20 protein-coding genes are annotated in these 15,713 nt (G+C 40.2%); 14 read left to right on the top strand and 6 right to left on the bottom strand.

What is annotated here, in order from left to right:
- The first annotated feature begins 166 nt into the window (after window positions 1-166).
- On the top strand, window positions 167-424 hold the full coding sequence (locus M3Z76_RS05710; RefSeq protein WP_293921197.1) for a YqkE family protein: 258 nt from the start codon (window positions 167-169) through the stop codon (window positions 422-424).
- 24 nt (window positions 425-448) lie between these two features.
- On the opposite strand, the gene M3Z76_RS05715 is transcribed toward M3Z76_RS05710, so the two are convergent.
- Both M3Z76_RS05715 and M3Z76_RS05720 read right to left on the bottom strand, forming a co-directional pair.
- Window positions 449-919 (bottom strand): VanZ family protein, encoded by a 471-nt coding sequence (locus tag M3Z76_RS05715; protein WP_293921196.1) that lies wholly within the window; start codon window positions 917-919, stop codon window positions 449-451.
- Window positions 916-1,806 carry an aldo/keto reductase gene (locus M3Z76_RS05720; protein WP_293921195.1) on the bottom strand — a complete coding sequence of 297 codons (891 nt, stop codon included), beginning with the start codon at window positions 1,804-1,806 and terminating at the stop codon, window positions 916-918. Before M3Z76_RS05720 ends, M3Z76_RS05715 begins: the two co-directional genes overlap by 4 nt.
- A gap of 69 nt (window positions 1,807-1,875) precedes the next feature.
- Here M3Z76_RS05720 and M3Z76_RS05725 point away from each other — a divergent pair, with 69 nt between their 5' ends.
- The 6 genes from M3Z76_RS05725 to M3Z76_RS05750 all read left to right on the top strand — a co-directional run bounded on the left by M3Z76_RS05725 (window position 1,876) and on the right by M3Z76_RS05750 (window position 7,060).
- Window positions 1,876-2,415 carry an NUDIX domain-containing protein gene (locus M3Z76_RS05725; protein WP_293921194.1) on the top strand — a complete coding sequence of 180 codons (540 nt, stop codon included), beginning with the start codon at window positions 1,876-1,878 and terminating at the stop codon, window positions 2,413-2,415.
- Between the two features lie 53 nt (window positions 2,416-2,468).
- Window positions 2,469-2,981 carry a hypothetical protein gene (locus M3Z76_RS05730; protein WP_293921193.1) on the top strand — a complete coding sequence of 171 codons (513 nt, stop codon included), beginning with the start codon at window positions 2,469-2,471 and terminating at the stop codon, window positions 2,979-2,981.
- A gap of 139 nt (window positions 2,982-3,120) precedes the next feature.
- Entirely contained in the window at window positions 3,121-3,576 is a 456-nt protein-coding gene (fur, locus tag M3Z76_RS05735) for a ferric iron uptake transcriptional regulator (RefSeq protein WP_293921192.1), read from the top strand.
- Window positions 3,577-3,635: 59 nt separating this feature from the next.
- The gene (gene xerD / locus M3Z76_RS05740) at window positions 3,636-4,535 is read left to right on the top strand and encodes a site-specific tyrosine recombinase XerD (RefSeq protein ID WP_293921191.1); all 900 of its coding nucleotides are present in this window, start codon (window positions 3,636-3,638) and stop codon (window positions 4,533-4,535) included.
- A 74-nt stretch (window positions 4,536-4,609) separates the two neighbouring features.
- Complete coding sequence (deoB, locus tag M3Z76_RS05745; protein WP_293921190.1) at window positions 4,610-5,788, top strand: phosphopentomutase; 1,179 nt, start codon at window positions 4,610-4,612, stop codon at window positions 5,786-5,788.
- 21 nt (window positions 5,789-5,809) lie between these two features.
- Complete coding sequence (locus M3Z76_RS05750) at window positions 5,810-7,060, top strand: thymidine phosphorylase (RefSeq protein WP_293921188.1); 1,251 nt, start codon at window positions 5,810-5,812, stop codon at window positions 7,058-7,060.
- Between the two features lie 51 nt (window positions 7,061-7,111).
- On the opposite strand, the gene M3Z76_RS05755 is transcribed toward M3Z76_RS05750, so the two are convergent.
- From M3Z76_RS05755 to M3Z76_RS05765, 3 genes are all read right to left on the bottom strand, one after another.
- Window positions 7,112-7,795 (bottom strand): M23 family metallopeptidase, encoded by a 684-nt coding sequence (locus tag M3Z76_RS05755; protein ID WP_293921186.1) that lies wholly within the window; start codon window positions 7,793-7,795, stop codon window positions 7,112-7,114.
- Window positions 7,796-7,896: 101 nt separating this feature from the next.
- Complete coding sequence (locus tag M3Z76_RS05760) at window positions 7,897-8,655, bottom strand: transposase (protein WP_293921184.1); 759 nt, start codon at window positions 8,653-8,655, stop codon at window positions 7,897-7,899.
- Between the two features lie 104 nt (window positions 8,656-8,759).
- Window positions 8,760-9,116, bottom strand: coding sequence for a transposase (locus tag M3Z76_RS05765; protein WP_293921182.1), 357 nt, complete (start codon window positions 9,114-9,116; stop codon window positions 8,760-8,762).
- 251 nt (window positions 9,117-9,367) lie between these two features.
- On the opposite strand from M3Z76_RS05765, the gene M3Z76_RS05770 reads away from it, so the two are divergent.
- The 7 genes from M3Z76_RS05770 to M3Z76_RS05800 all read left to right on the top strand — a co-directional run bounded on the left by M3Z76_RS05770 (window position 9,368) and on the right by M3Z76_RS05800 (window position 15,004).
- Complete coding sequence (locus tag M3Z76_RS05770; protein WP_293921180.1) at window positions 9,368-9,838, top strand: 3D domain-containing protein; 471 nt, start codon at window positions 9,368-9,370, stop codon at window positions 9,836-9,838.
- A 278-nt stretch (window positions 9,839-10,116) separates the two neighbouring features.
- Complete coding sequence (locus M3Z76_RS05775; RefSeq protein ID WP_293921178.1) at window positions 10,117-10,470, top strand: STAS domain-containing protein; 354 nt, start codon at window positions 10,117-10,119, stop codon at window positions 10,468-10,470.
- Window positions 10,463-10,903, top strand: a complete 441-nt coding sequence (gene spoIIAB / locus M3Z76_RS05780; RefSeq protein ID WP_293921176.1) for an anti-sigma F factor — start codon at window positions 10,463-10,465, stop codon at window positions 10,901-10,903. The genes M3Z76_RS05775 and spoIIAB overlap by 8 nt, the downstream gene beginning before the upstream one ends.
- The gene (locus tag M3Z76_RS05785; protein WP_406601060.1) at window positions 10,887-11,687 is read left to right on the top strand and encodes a SigF/SigG family RNA polymerase sporulation sigma factor; all 801 of its coding nucleotides are present in this window, start codon (window positions 10,887-10,889) and stop codon (window positions 11,685-11,687) included. The genes spoIIAB and M3Z76_RS05785 overlap by 17 nt, the downstream gene beginning before the upstream one ends.
- Window positions 11,684-13,126: a spore germination protein gene (locus M3Z76_RS05790; RefSeq protein ID WP_293921172.1), complete on the top strand. Its 1,443-nt coding sequence runs from the start codon at window positions 11,684-11,686 to the stop codon at window positions 13,124-13,126. The genes M3Z76_RS05785 and M3Z76_RS05790 overlap by 4 nt, the downstream gene beginning before the upstream one ends.
- Window positions 13,127-13,200: 74 nt before the next feature.
- Entirely contained in the window at window positions 13,201-14,520 is a 1,320-nt protein-coding gene (lysA, locus tag M3Z76_RS05795) for a diaminopimelate decarboxylase (RefSeq protein WP_293921170.1), read from the top strand.
- 130 nt (window positions 14,521-14,650) lie between these two features.
- Complete coding sequence (locus M3Z76_RS05800) at window positions 14,651-15,004, top strand: GNAT family N-acetyltransferase (RefSeq protein ID WP_293921168.1); 354 nt, start codon at window positions 14,651-14,653, stop codon at window positions 15,002-15,004.
- A 201-nt stretch (window positions 15,005-15,205) separates the two neighbouring features.
- On the opposite strand, the gene M3Z76_RS05805 is transcribed toward M3Z76_RS05800, so the two are convergent.
- The gene (locus M3Z76_RS05805) at window positions 15,206-15,703 is read right to left on the bottom strand and encodes a DUF309 domain-containing protein (RefSeq protein ID WP_293921166.1); all 498 of its coding nucleotides are present in this window, start codon (window positions 15,701-15,703) and stop codon (window positions 15,206-15,208) included.
- Window positions 15,704-15,713 lie beyond the last annotated feature (10 nt).

Below are 15,713 nucleotides of genomic sequence, written 5' to 3' on the forward strand. Positions count from 1 at the left end.
TCGCAGATAACTTAGGAAAATTCGCAGATAAGTGCTGTGAAAACGCAGATAACTGACGCAAATTCGCAGATAACTCAAAGAAAAGCGCAGATATCCCCCTTCCGCTATAAATCCTAACCTAAATTTGATAAAATAATATGAAATGCAAATATGGTAGGTGAATAACATGGCGAAAAAGAAAACAGGTCAAAAGCAAGCGGCACAGCAAAAACCTGTACAAGAAAAAGCACCAACATTGCAGGACCAACTTGGTGGCGATGTGCTAGCAAAATTAAAGGCAACAAAACAGGCGTTAGTTGATAAAGAACAGGCTGCTGAAGAGGAGCGTCAAGCACGGCTGGTCTTTGAACGCAAGCAACGCGAGAAAAATATGAGCTTTGAGGAATTGCTAGAGCAATACGGTGATAAAGGCTCGAAATTTTAATATAGAAAAAAGAGAGCTATCTTTTCAGGTAGCTCTCTTTTTTCTTGTCATCATCGCTGTCACCATAATAAAAACAACCGCTCCAAAGCTATCAAGCAGCACATCTGAAAAAACGCCTGTGCGCCCTGGTAAAAAGGATTGTCTTAGCTCGTCAAGTGAGGCGATGACAAAAATGGTGGCAATCGCAAGCAGTGAAGGAAAGTGCCATGCGAGCTTGCGATAAAATAAATAAAGAATGGTACCGACAATGCCGAAGCCAATGAAATGGGTTGCCTTGCGCACGAGAAATTCCACAAAGTAAAAATAGCCTCTTGATTCTACAGAAATAATCGTACCCCAATAAGGAATTTTTAAAAGGCTAAGCGTTTCTTCAAAAGGCTTATCAGCTAATAACACGCGTAGCTCTGGTACAATCGTTTGCTGCTTATAGCTCATATTAGAAGCAAATGCAACAATGCATAGTGCTACAATAACGAGAAAAATATATTTTTTCATCGATGCTCTGTATAGAGGTCCTTCTTTAGCAGCTCCTCAACAGTATCAAGAGCGGGTAAATTTTTTATTGCATCGTATGCAGCAATATTTTCAAGCAACTGTTGCTTTGAGCTTGCGCCGATAACAGTGGAGGCGATTGCTTGATGCTGCAAGTTGAAGGCGATTGCTAAGCTATGTAATGAGCCGTATTGCTCCTCAAGGCTAGATAATAGCGTTTCTAGCTCTTGCTGTGAATAGCTCATATAGGTTTGCAAGCGTGTGCGCCATTCCTTTGTTAGTAGCCCTTTCGCGATGGAGCCACGTGTGACAACAGAAACACCATTTGCTGAAAGTGCTGGGAACCATTCTTCCGCGCGGCGGTCAAGCATGCTGTATTGCATCATATTGCTGACAGCCTGTCCCTTTTCAGCAAATGGTAGAAAGACATTTGGACGAATTGAGGAAATGCCATAAGCACGGATAAGTCCCTCTTTTTTTAATTCCTCAAATGTAGCGATAACTTCATCTAAATTATCTTCAATTGTGCCGCCATGTAGCTGATAAACATCGATATAGTCTGTTTGCAGGCGCTGTAGGCTATCCTTCACCGCATTTTTTATATAGCTTGCTGAGGCATCCCATGACCAGCCTTCCTGTCCTTTTTCAAAACGATTACCAACCTTTGTTGCCAGAATAAGCTGCTGACGATGTGGCTTTAAAATCTCACCAATGATGCGTTCATTGTCGCCTTGATTATATAAATCTGCTGTATCAAAATAGTTAATACCTGCATCAATAGCAGTGTCTACAATGGGCTTTGCTTCATTTATATTCAGGGGCAATGACATACAACCAAGGCTCAGCTCAGAAATTTCAATCTCGCTTTTTCCTAGCGTTCTTTTTTTCATAGCATACACACCTTTCTTGTTCTAATGTTACAATGAATTTATCTTATGCGACAAGTGAGGCGAATAGCTTTGAAAAAATTTCAAGAGAAAACAATTACATCACAGCCTATTTTTCAAGGGCGAGTTATTTCATTAAAGGTCGATGATGTACAGCTACCTAATGGTGCAACAGCAAAGCGAGAAATTGTTAATCATCCTGGGGCAGTGGCGGTTATCGCATTTACTGAAGAAGGAAAATTAGTTGTTGTCGAGCAATACCGCAAGGCGCTAGAGCGCTCAATTGTTGAAATTCCAGCAGGGAAATTAGAACCAGGAGAACAGCCCGCAGCAACGGCACGTAGAGAGCTGGAGGAGGAGACAGGCTATGCTTGTGAGGAGCTTACATATTTACAAACATTTGCGACTTCACCAGGCTTTGCTGATGAAGTAATCCATTTATTCATTGCACGCGGACTAACACCAGTGCAGGAAAAAGCAGCACTTGACGATGATGAATTTGTTGAATTAATGGAAATCACCTTGCAGGAAGCGGAAGCAATGATGGCAAGCGGCGCCATTTATGATGCGAAAACAGCATACGCTGTGATGTGGTGGAAAAATCAAAAATAATTCGCATATCAGCCTTGGACTAGCATAAGTTGGTTGTAAAAGGAGGCTGAAATTTGCGGACAAGCATTATAATACAATTAACAAGTATGATTGTCATCGGATTTCTAAGCGGCGTTGCTTGCTTCTATTTATTTGACTTAGAGCAGGCAATTGCACTTATTCAATTGATGGACGGACGTATTTTACAGCAACAAGAGCCGAGTATCATTCAAACAATTTTACCCGTTGCTTTTGCAATAGCGATTGTTTTATTATTTGCGACACATCCGTTTTGTGCATTTGTAGCAAAATGGTTAATTGCACTGCGAGCAACGTTTTTAGGGTTTAGCTCGATGTATTTGTTAACACAGCAGCAATCCTTGCTTGCATATGGCATATGGTGGTTTCCTTTTCAATTTGTTTATTGTGTACTATTACTAATGATTTGTTTAAGTATTTCAACGAAAAGACCGATGCGATTTGCAAAGAAGGGTAATGCGACATATAGACGAATGGGGGCAATTATACTATTATTTGGTGTAATTGCATTGCTGGAAATACTCGTTATATCCTATGTTTTTAAATAGATTTAGTAGAGAAAGCAATATGTAGTATAATTGTGTCGGGATTTTTTCAAATATGCTTGAAAAAGTCTCTTTAAAAATCATTAACTTGTCAGCTCTTTCGCTCATTTGGTATAATGAAAAGAGTTTAGGAGGGCGTCACATGGAGAGCCGTATTGATCGTATAAAAAAACAACTGCATAGTGCTAGCTATAAGTTGACGCCACAGCGTGAAGCGACAGTGGCCGTTCTGCTTGAACATGAGGAAGATCATTTAAGCGCAGAAGATGTTTTTTTGCTAGTAAAGGATAAAGCGCCTGAAATAGGCTTAGCAACTGTATACCGTACGTTAGAATTATTAACGGAGCTGAAAATTGTCGATAAAATTAATTTCGGTGACGGTGTATCTCGTTATGACCTTAGACAAGAAGGTGCTGCTCATTTCCACCATCATTTAGTTTGCATAGAATGTGGTGCAGTTGATGAAATTCAAGAAGATTTATTAGAAGATGTAGAAGCAGTAGTAGAAAAACGTTGGAATTTTATCATTAAAGACCATCGACTAACGTTCCATGGAATTTGTTGGCGATGTCATGGCGATGAGGATTCAAAAGAGTAAAGCGGGTAGCATATAAGCTACTCGTTTTTCATTTCTGCTAGAAAGGAGAACTTTTCAGTATGAATGTATTGCAGGATGCCATTTCAGATTATATTCATTTTATTCGTGTCGAGCGCCAGCTTTCTGATAATACGCTCGTTTCCTATGAGCGCGATTTAGCGAGCTACGCAGCATTTGTAGAGGCACAGCAGCTACCATCCTTTAATGAGGTAACACGTGCAACGATTTTATTACATTTAGAGGCGTTGCGTGCAGCAGGAAAAACACCGCGTACAATCGCGCGCCATATTTCCTCGATTCGTTCGTTTCATCAGTTTTTATTACGGGAAAAGATAACGACAACCGATCCAACTGTGCATTTAGAAATGCCACAATTAGAGCAAAAGCTGCCGAAGGTTTTATCGATTCAAGAAATCGATGCACTAATCGCAGCACCAGACTGCTCAAAGCCTCAAGGCATTCGCGATGTGGCGATGTTAGAGCTGCTATATGCAACAGGGATGCGCATTAGTGAGCTAATTGAGCTTGATATTAATGATATTCATTTAACGATGGGCTTTGTGCGCGTTTTTGGTAAGGGTGGCAAGGAAAGAATTATTCCACTTGGTCGTGGTGCAATTGAGGCGTGTGAAAACTATTTAGGAAGGGCACGCTATGATTTACAAGGGAAATATCCAAAAACCGATGCATTGTTTATTAATCGCCGAGGAAAAAGGCTGACGAGGCAAGGCTGCTGGAAGCTGTTAAAGGAGCATGCACAGACAGCTAAGATTCAGCATGAATTAACACCACACGTTTTGCGCCATTCATTTGCCACACATTTAATCGAAAATGGAGCAGATTTGCGCGCGGTACAGGAAATGCTAGGACATTCTGATATTTCAACAACACAAATTTACACGCATGTTAGCAAGACAAGATTGTCTGAAGTATATAAGCAATTTCATCCACGTGCATAAGTTCAGATGTCTGACCTTTATTTTTTTTATATTTTTGGTAAACTATATATAGAATGAAAAGGAGGTTGTGTAAAATGGAAGCGTTTAAAAAAATACATGTAATTGTAATGGATTCAGTAGGAATTGGTGAAGCACCAGATGCGCATAAATTTGGTGATGTTGGCTCACATACATTAGGTCATATCGCTGAAAAAATGAATGGCTTAACGATGCCAACGATGGAGGGCTTAGGCTTATCTAATATTCGTGAGCTACAAGGTATTGCAAAGGCTGCTGAGCCAAAAGCTTATTATGGCATGATGCAAGAAGCCTCTGTAGGAAAAGATACGATGACAGGGCATTGGGAGATTATGGGCTTGAACATTGATAAGCCTTTTAAAGTATATCCAGACGGTTTCCCACAAGAATTAATTACACAACTTGAGGAACGCACAGGCCGTAAAGTATTATGCAACAAGCCTGCTAGTGGTACAGCGGTACTTGATGATTTTGGACCGGAGCATATGGAAACAGGTGCAATTATTGTTTATACATCTGCTGACCCAGTTTTGCAAATTGCAGCACATGAAGAAATTATCCCATTAGATGAGCTTTATAAAATTTGTGAGATTGCACGTGAATTAACATTGCAGCCTGAATATTTAGTAGGTCGCGTTATTGCACGTCCATTCATTGGTGAACCAGGTAATTTTACGCGTACATCAAATCGTCATGACTATGCATTAACACCATTTGGTCGCACAACGATGGCTGAAATGAAGGATGCAGGCTTAGATGTGATTGCGATTGGCAAAATTTCAGATATTTTCAATGGTGATGGCGTTACAGAATCTGTGCGTACGAAAAATAATACGGATGGCATGGATAAAATGGTTGAGGTTGTACAGCGTGATTTCCATGGCATGAGCTTTTTAAATTTAGTGGACTTTGATGCTAACTTCGGTCACCGCCGTGATCCAATCGGCTATGGTGAAGCGCTAGAGGAGTTCGATCGTCGTCTGCCAGAGGTGTTAGCACAATTAGGCGAAGACGATTTATTAATTATTACAGCTGATCATGGTAACGATCCAACGTTCCCAGGTACAGACCATACGCGCGAATATGTGCCATTAATCGTTTATTCACCACGCTTTAATGGCGGAGCTGAGCTGCCATTACGCGAAACATTTGCAGATATCGCAGCAACGATTGCCGATAATTTCAACATCGCAGCACCTAAGTTTGGGAAAAGCTTTTTACAAGAGCTGAAATAACAATGTCAGGAGAGAAAATAGATGAACACTGTAGCAATCATCGAAAAGAAAAAGTTTAATGAAGCATTAACAAAAGATGAGATTAATTATATCATCGAAGGTTACACGAATGGTGATATACCTGATTATCAAATTTCCGCTTTATTAATGGCAATTCGCTTAAATGGCATGTCAGATGAAGAAACTTTTTATTTAACTGAAGCAATGGTTAATTCTGGTGATATCATTGATTTATCAAGCATTGAAGGCTTTAAGGTTGATAAGCATTCTACTGGAGGCGTAGGGGATAAAGTCACGTTAATGGTTGCACCAATTTTAGCAGCACTTGAAATACCTGTAGCTAAATTTAGTGGGCGTGGTCTAGGTATTACAGGCGGAACTGTCGATAAGCTAGAATCGATTAAAGGATTTAATGTGGAGCTATCTGAAGAAGAATTTATTAACAATGTGAACAAATACGGCGTTGCAGTATCTGGTCAATCGAAGGATTTATGTCCTGCTGATAAAAAGCTATATGCTTTAAGAGATGTGACAGGCACAGTTGATTCTATTCCATTAATTGCGAGCTCTATTATGAGTAAAAAAATTGCAAGTGGCTCTGATGGCATTGTTTTAGACGTGAAATATGGCAATGGTGCCTTCATGAAAACGAAGGAAGAAGCGAAGGTTTTAGCAGAGCAAATGGCGAAAATCGGCAGCTCCTTTGGACGAGATGTTCAATACGAGCTAAGCGATATGAACAACCCTCTAGGCTATGCAATTGGCAATAAAATAGAGGTATTTGAAGTGCAAGAGCTATTAAGCCATACAATGAATAACAATAAAGACCTATATGAAAAATCTTTAGAAATAGCAGCTAAAATGTACAGCATGGCAACAAAGGAATCGCTTGAAAGCTCACTTCAAAAAGTAAAAGAAGTATGCGATAACAAAAAAGCATTAACGAAGTTTTCTGAGTGGATCGCTTCTCAAGGTGGAGCTGTGGACGATATCGCATTTCCACAAGTAAAGCATGTGTACAAGCAAAACAGTAATAAAGCAGGCGTAATCAAATCAGTAAACGCTAAAACAATCGGTGAAATATCTGTTGAGCTTGGTGCAGGTAGAAAAACGAAGGAATCTCCATTAGATTATGATGCATATATCATCTTGCATAAAAAACAAGGAGATATGATAGCAGAAGGAGACTTGTTAGTTGAATTAGGCTTTAATAACGATATTGATTATAAAATCCTATTAGATAGAGCCTTAACTGCATTTGAAATCGAATAGTACGAAAAATAGTCACGAATCATCATGATTGGTGACTATTTTTATGATATATTAACGAATAAATTTATCATAAAAGCGTTTAAGAATGCTACCTAACTGTTCACGATTAGCAAATTTCTCAGGATTCTGCCCATTCAGTAAGCCTTCTTGTTCTGCCCATTTCCATGCCTCTGCATGTGAGCTTGACGCTTGACGTGGCTGAATTTTATTTTCCTTGCTGTGTAGCTCAGAGGCTAGCTGATTAATTTTGGCATCCTGCGCAGCAATTAATTGCTTGAGCTCGTTATATTGTGACATTGTTAAACCTCCATTTCCATCGTTTAAATGAATATATTTCATCGCATCTACTGCATTCGGCTGCCCGATTTTCCATTCACCATTATGTATTTCAAAATGTAGATGTACACCATAGGAGCGACCTGTATTGCCCATAATGCCAATTTGCTCGCCTTGTTTCACCCTTTGACCAACTTTTACACAAGAAGAATCAAGATGTGCATAATTCGTATCCATTCTTTTTCCATGAATCCTATGGCGAATCATCACAACATTACCATAAGTGCTTAACGGCTGTGCTTTAATGACGACACCATCAGCACTCGCATAAATAGGAACCTTGCCAGTAGAGGCTAAATCCACCCCTTGATGCCACTCTCGCTTTCCAGCAATCATTCGCCAGCCAAAAGGAGAGGTCAGCCTGACATTGCCCTTTACAGGACAAATAAAATCAGCCATTTAATCCATCTCCCTGTCATTCAAATAAGTGCCATAAACGTAAAACATGACATCCTCATTATTTTCTAGGAGCTTTGTTACCGTTATTAATGCTTCAGCCACTATTGAAAATACTCTTTTAAATAGGCATTTACTCGTTCGACAGCCGAGCGTTCTTTATAGAGTTGCTTCCATAAATCAGAGCCTCTTGCTGGATACGTATATTTACGGATGTCAGTTTCACATTTGATTTTAAAGACTTTTTGGCACAGTGAATCGTCACGTAATGGACAAGTTGCACATTCCTTTGGGCGTGTGAATTTTAAGCTTTGATATTTCTTGTCGAAGCTATCGTAACAGTAGCTATGTTCGCGCACGCACGTTGGACGGAAATGTTCGTCAAAGCCTAGTAACTCCGGTTCGTTCCGTTTTACGTAAGGAATGACGGGATTCATTCCTTGATTCAAAATGTGTCGGTAAATGGGCTCATAGTCGTACCCTTTGTCTAAAATGGCTGTGGTGAACTGATTCGGTAAAATATCCGCTACCTTTTTGAGTAAAGGAATCGCTGCCTTACTATCGCTTAAATTACCCGAAGACATGATGCCTGCGATAATGTACTGTCTTTTCGTTGAGACCGCTAAGTGTGCTTTATAGCCAAACCAAAATGTATTTTTACCGTCACTATTTTTCTTTACGCCCCACCGTGGTTCAATCGGCATGTCTTGTAAAAGTGTCGCAGTGGGCACGGTGAGTTGCGTTTCCATTTTCTTTTCATACGTGGATTGATTCGCTTCGATTTCTGCTTGTTCTAACAGCCAGGCTTCGCGCTCTTCTTTTGATTTACGTCCGTGTTTCTTCGGTGTTTTTTCCTTTTTCACGGTCGGCTTCGCTGCGTCACGTGCTTGGAAATGTGTCGCATCTTCTGTGATATGCGCATCATTTAAAAAGCCTTCTGTGAAAGCGGCTTAAATTACCTAATCATTCATTTGTAGAAAGCATCCGAATCACTAATCACGTTGACCATACGTGAATAAGAGGCTTCAGAAGGAATAAAGTCAGAGAGCAGAAAACCGCAATCTAAACGAAATAGAATGTCATATTTCAACCGTTTGACCAAATCTTTCACAGTTGGAATACGCTCGACAATCCGAATGACAAGTGACTGCACCATCGCACCGTAGTTTAATTCTCGTGGTGCGCCATACATCGTCTTTTTACGAAATAGCTGAAAGATCGGTTGTAAGTCGAATGTGGCTAAAATCGCATCGAAACGACGAGAACTTTCCATTTCCATTAATTCATGGATGTCAAATAGACGCATTTGCTTTACAATAGTCATAGGGCATTCACCTCTTGGATAATTTTCGTTTTTCCACTTAAATTATACCATTTTGGGGAGGTGCCCGTTTTTTATTGTCTTGAAACCCTTGGCAGACAAGGGATTGAAATTATGAAATTAACTCAATTGTAGTTTCTTTAGTATGGTGGGGATGGTTTATCATCAATTTAAAAGCGGCTCATGTAACGCAAGTATCTCCTCCTCTGCAAATAATCAATAAGCATGAACAATACATAAATGTTAAAAATCAAGTGAAAGAAATACATAGACAAAGAATGATGGAACAAAGTAAAAGGGAAGAATATGAATTAGCTAAAATGAGTGCAATTGAGCATACAAAAAGAAGAAAGTTACAAGAGATAGCAAGTAAAGAAGCAGAAAGATTAAAACAAGAGCAACAAAAAAGTAAATGGATGACATTTAATGCTAGTTATTACGGCCCAGATTGTGATGGCTGTAGCGGTGTTTCAGCAGCTGGGGTCGATGTGAGAAAATCCATTTATTATGATGAATATCGAATTATTGCAGCTGATACAAATATCGTTCCTTTATGGACAATTGTAGAAATTCAACCGCCTAATGAAACATTTCAAGCTATCGTTTTAGACACCGGCGGGGCAATAAAAGGGTATAAATTAGATATTTTAGTTTCCTCAGAGGCAGAATCTTATCGGATAGGTAGGCATGATGTGAAATTAAGGATGATTGGCAAATATGAATAGTTCAAGGCACCTATAAAATCGGAATTTCCTTCGGTTTTATAGGTGTTTTTTAGTGTGAACGTAGAATAATTCTAAAAAAACGTAGAATAAAATCCCGAAAACGTAGAAAAAACTTTCAAAAACGTAGAATAACCAGCAATCGATGTTTAAAATCCTACGCATTTTCCCATACTTTGGCGTATAGGCACTAGTTTTAGCGAAGTGTCACTAGTTTTGTCAGGTGTGAAGGAAAAGCTTATTCGTCGTGGAATTAGCGTTAGACGAGGAGGCGAAGCATTATGAATTATGAAATTTCGATGTACCCAGAGCAAATTGCGATTATTCGATTGTATGGGGAGCTTGGGCATCATGAGACTGAAAAAATTCGTGCGCAAATTTCGAAGACCATTATGCAGGGACAGGTGACGACATTAATTTGGAATTTAGCGGGCTTACAATTTATGGATAGCTCAGGTATTGGCTTAATTTTAGGGAGGATGCGCGAGCTCAGCATCGTAGGTGGTCAAATACTCATTTTGAATCCTTCAGCGACAATGCAGAAAATATTTCAATTTTCAGGGCTTGCATCTTATATGATGCAGGCAGATGAACCGACAGCTATTTCACATATAAGGGGGATTGTTCATGGATAACGAAATGACATTATCATTTATTGCAAAGAGTGACAATGAAAGCTTAGCAAGAATGGCGATTATGAGCTTTATTTCACAGTTAGATCCGACAGTGGACGAGCTATCAGAGCTGAAAACGATTATTTCAGAGGCGGTATCCAATGCGATTATTCATGGCTATGAGGAGGATGGCAAAAGCGTTGTGACAGTACGTGCGACATTGATTGGCGACACGGTACAAGTAAGTATTCAAGACTATGGAAAAGGTATTGGTGATGTTGCGCAGGCAATGGAGCCTTTATTTACAACGAAGGCTGCTTTAGAACGCTCTGGCATGGGCTTCACGATTATGGAAAGCTTTGCGGACGAGCTTGTTGTGCAATCAGTTGAAGGTGAAGGAACGAGTGTGACATTTACGAAAAAAATATCATCGGCACATGCGTCAGTCATGTAAAGGGGTGAGGACAATCGAGAAGTCTTCAGAAGTGTTGTTGACGCAGGCAGAGATGCGAGTATTGATTGAGCATTCGCAGCAAGGGGATATCGATGCAAGGAAACGAATGATTGAGGGCAATACAAGATTGGTATGGTCGATTGTCCAGCGCTTTTCATCGCGCGGCGTGGAGCTTGAAGATTTATTTCAAATCGGCTGTATTGGCTTGATGAAATCGATTGATAAATTTGACTTGTCGTATGAAGTGAAATTTTCAACATATGCGGTACCGATGATTATCGGCGAAATTCAGCGCTTTTTACGAGATGATGGCATGGTGAAGGTCAGTCGCTCCATTCGCGAATTGAATTATAAAATTCGCCATGCGACAGAGGAGTATATGAAAACAAATGAAAAGCCACCATCTATTTCAGAATTAGCGGAGCGTTTAGGGGTAACGCAGGATGACATACTTGTAGCAACAGATGCGATGCGTGATCCTGCCTCCTTACATGAGCAGTTATTTGAAAATGATGGTGATTCGATTACATTGATGGATCAAATGTATGATGAAAAATCACAGCTGCCATTTGAATATATTCCGCTGAAGGAAATGCTGACAAAGCTTGATAAGCGGGAGCAATCCATTATTTATTTGCGCTATTTTGCGGATTTAACGCAGACGGAAATCGCAGAGCGTCTCGGTATTTCCCAAGTGCAAGTATCGCGCTTAGAGAAAAAAATATTAGCACAGTTGAAGCAGTGGATGGATGTGACAACGACGAAAAAGGCAGTGAAAAAATGACGAACCAGCTTTTTACAACTTTAGAGCAGGCAGAACAGTATTTACGACAGGCTTTAGGTGAGGGGAAATCGTTTGATGTTTGCATCAAGCCGATTTTTGTGCGCAATATGGAAGTGCTATCTGTTTATATTTCAGGACTGGTAGATAGTGAAACGTTGACAAATATGCTTGCTGAATTGCAGTTTGAGGAACGAGAGCATATTGAGGATGAGCCCGCCTATTTTGATGCGCATTTTAATTATCATGGCAAAGAGCCTGTCGAAACGATTGAAGATTTTCTATTAGGGGTGCTGAGCGGTAGAATCGGCTTTGTGACAGAGCATGGTCATTGCTATTGCGCAGAGTTTCGCAAGTATCCAGGGCGCAATCCTGAAGAGCCTGATAATGAAAAGGTGATTCGTGGCTCACGTGATGGCTTTGCGGAAAATATTATACAAAATACAGGACTGATTCGTCGGCGAATTCGCAGTGCAGATTTACGCTTTGAGTTGATGCAAGTGTCCAAGCTTGGCAAAACAGATGTGGCGATTTGCTATATGCAAGATTTAGTGAATGACGAGCATCTGCACTGGTTGCAGGAGCGCTTTCAATTAATTGACCATGATGGCTTGACGATGGCGGATAAATCATTGGAAGAATGGTTATTTAAGCAAAAATTCCATCCACTTCCATTTGTTCGCTATTCGGAACGCCCTGATATTGTAGCGGCGCATTTACTGGAGGGGCATATTGCGATTATTGTGGATACATCGCCATCTGTCATGCTAATGCCTGTGACGCTATTCCATTTTTTACAGCACGCTGAGGAATATCGCCAAGCGCCACTTATTGGTTCAATGATGCGCCTTTTACGTTATCTGGCAGCGCTTTTGAGCTTAGTGCTGCTGCCATTATGGTATTTATTTGCGAAGGAAAGTCATCTATTACCGGATTCACTTTCTTTTTTAGGTGTAGCAGAATCCTCAGAAGTGCCGCTATTTCTGCAAATTTTAATTGCCGATTTAGGAATTGAGTATTTGCGGATTGCCGCTATTCATACGCCCACCCCGCTTTCGACCGCAATGGGCTTAATTGCGGGGATTGTCATTGGGCAAATTGCGATTGATGTTGGGCTTTTTTCAAGCGAGGTTGTCTTATATACAGCGATTGTTGCTATTTTCACCTTTGCTATTCCAAACTACGAGCTGAGCATTTCGATTAAAGTTTTCCGTATCTTTTTATTAATTATGACAGCGTTATTTGAAGCAAACGGCTTCTTTATCGCACTGTTTATTATTTTCTCATACTTATGTGCATTGCGCCCAATGAAAGTTCCATATATGTGGCCGCTTATTCCGTTTTTCCCGAAGGCATTTATGCGCGTCTTTATTCGTTTCCCGATGTCTGATGATGCACTTAGGCCATATATTGTAGGGGCGAAGCAGCGAAAACGAGCATAAAGTACATTGCACTCAGTTCTCTCCTATGATAAAGTTCTCATATACAAATTTTGAACGATAACGGAGGAGAACATATGCATTTATACGGAACACAGAACATTTCAAGCAATGGACATTTGACAATTGGTGAAGTAGATACAGTTGAGTTAGTAAAGAACTATGGTACACCGTTATTCGTTTATGACACAGCGTTAATTCGTGAGCGCGCACGTGGTTTTATCGACACATTCAAGCAGCTAGGCGTTAAAGCAGAAGTAGCGTATGCTTCAAAGGCATTTGCTTGTGTTGCTGCCTATCAATTAGCTGAGCAAGAAAATTTATCGCTAGATGTTGTTTCTGGTGGTGAATTATATACAGCGATTAAGGCGGGGTTCCCAGCAGAGCGTATTCATTTTCATGGCAACAATAAATCCTATGCAGAGCTAGAGCTTGCCTTCGATACGAAAATTGGCTGTATCGTTGTTGATAACTTTTATGAAATCAGCTTGCTAAAAGAAATTTCTGAGGCAAAGCAGCAGCCAATGCGCATTTTACTACGTGTAACACCTGGTGTTGAAGCGCATACGCATGATTTTATTACAACAGGTCAAGCCGATTCAAAATTCGGCTTCGATTTAAATAATGGGCAAGCAGATCAAGCATTTGATGCGGTGATTGGTCATGAATTTTTACAGCTTTTAGGCTTGCACTGCCATATTGGCTCACAAATTTTTGAAACAGATGGCTTTAGCTTAGCAGCTGGCAAGCTGATGAAAAAAATTGGTGAGTGGAAGGAACAGCATGGCTTTGAATGCACGGTTTTAAATTTAGGTGGTGGCTTCGGTATTCGCTATACAGAAGAGGATAAGCCACTTGCACCACATGTCTATGTAGCAGAAATGATTAAAACTGTACAGGCAGAGGCAGCTGCCCTAAAATTAACGATGCCAGAAATTTGGATTGAGCCAGGTCGCTCACTTGTTGGGGATGCAGGCACATCGCTTTATACGATTGGCTCACATAAAACAGTGCCAAATGTTCGTGAATATATTGCGGTAGATGGTGGGATGAGCGACAATATTCGCCCAGCACTTTACGATGCAAAATATGAGGCGGTTATTGCAAATAAAGCAAATGCGCCAAAGGACAGCACATACACAGTCGCTGGTAAGCTTTGTGAATCTGGTGATAAGCTAATCGTGGATGCCGCATTACAGCAGGCAGAATCTGGTGATATTTTAGCTATGTTTTGTACGGGGGCTTACGGTTATTCAATGGCTTCAAACTATAACCGTGTACCGCGCCCAGCCGTTGTATTTGTAGAAGCAGGTGAACACCAGCTAGCAATTCAACGTGAAAGCTATGAGGATATTGTACAAAACGATCGCCCATTAGTACTAAAAAAGGGTGAGTAATCGTTGAAAATATCGAGATGGAAACTGTTAATTGGGTTAGTGGCATTTATACTATTATGGGGTGTGATGTATATTTATGTAATCATTCCATACTTTTTAGTGGATTAGCGGAAAATGAGGAATTGTAAAGATGTTAGTAAAGTATAAAAAAGCATTTGAAAAAATTGCGATGGGCTTAATTTCATTAATGCCAAACTGCAAAGATTCAAAGCAATTGATGGATATTGTGCAGCATTATGAGCAGACGCCGAATTGGCAGCTCTATTTATGGAAAATGGATGATGAATTTGTTGGAGCAATTGGTGTAGTAGTAACAGATGAAGTAGCTACAATCCAGCATATTTCCATTATTCCTACCTACCATGGTGAAGGAATTACAGCTGCAATGCTAGAGGAGCTGCGTGCTTTAGGGCAGTATGTCAGCTTGCACTATAATGATGAAACAGCACCATATTTGCAGCATTATTTATCAAACGAAGAATAAAAGCTAGCGGAAAAAGGCGAATATGCTGTTTTTCCGCTAGCTGTTTTTATTTATGGATCGGCTAGTCTCAATGCTGCAACAAGAAGGTATACAAATGATATATTACAAATGCGATAAGAATATGGAGATAAGGTGAGGATTTGGACAGATGGTGAAGCTCAAGCCTTTTCTCAATTGAAAAGAAAGCGTCTAAAATAATAATCAGACGCTTTCTTTTTTCGTTTCCAATTTCGCCAGTCTCTCTGCCACAATCTCCGAACGGTCACGCAGCTTATGCTTATCCCGCAAAAAAGTAGGCTCTACAGGCTCTAGTTCTGCAATTTGTGCATTGACAAGCTGTGCGAATGACTCGTTGATGATAGCAAGTGGAAAAGCCGCAAAATCCTCTCCTGTCTCAATTGCAAAAATTGTCTTTTGCAGCTTATACAATAAATCCGCTTTGTCTAGCATGTCGAAAAATGGCGATTCCTTTTGTAAGCAAAGATATGCTTTTTGCAATGTGCGCAGTGCTCCATTCATATTGCCACGACGCCAATGGTATAAGCCCGTTGCAAGCTGTACAAAGCCTACGAGGATATGCTCTCTGTCCCCTGGTGCAATTTCCTTCCAATATTCCTCTAACACCTCATGGCATTCAAAATAGTCTTCATTGCCATTAAAATAAGCACAATATTGCACGAATAATGGATGCATAATCATCACCTTTCCT

Source organism: Metasolibacillus sp., from assembly GCF_025291715.1.
GTDB lineage: Bacteria > Bacillota > Bacilli > Bacillales_A > Planococcaceae > Metasolibacillus > Metasolibacillus louembei.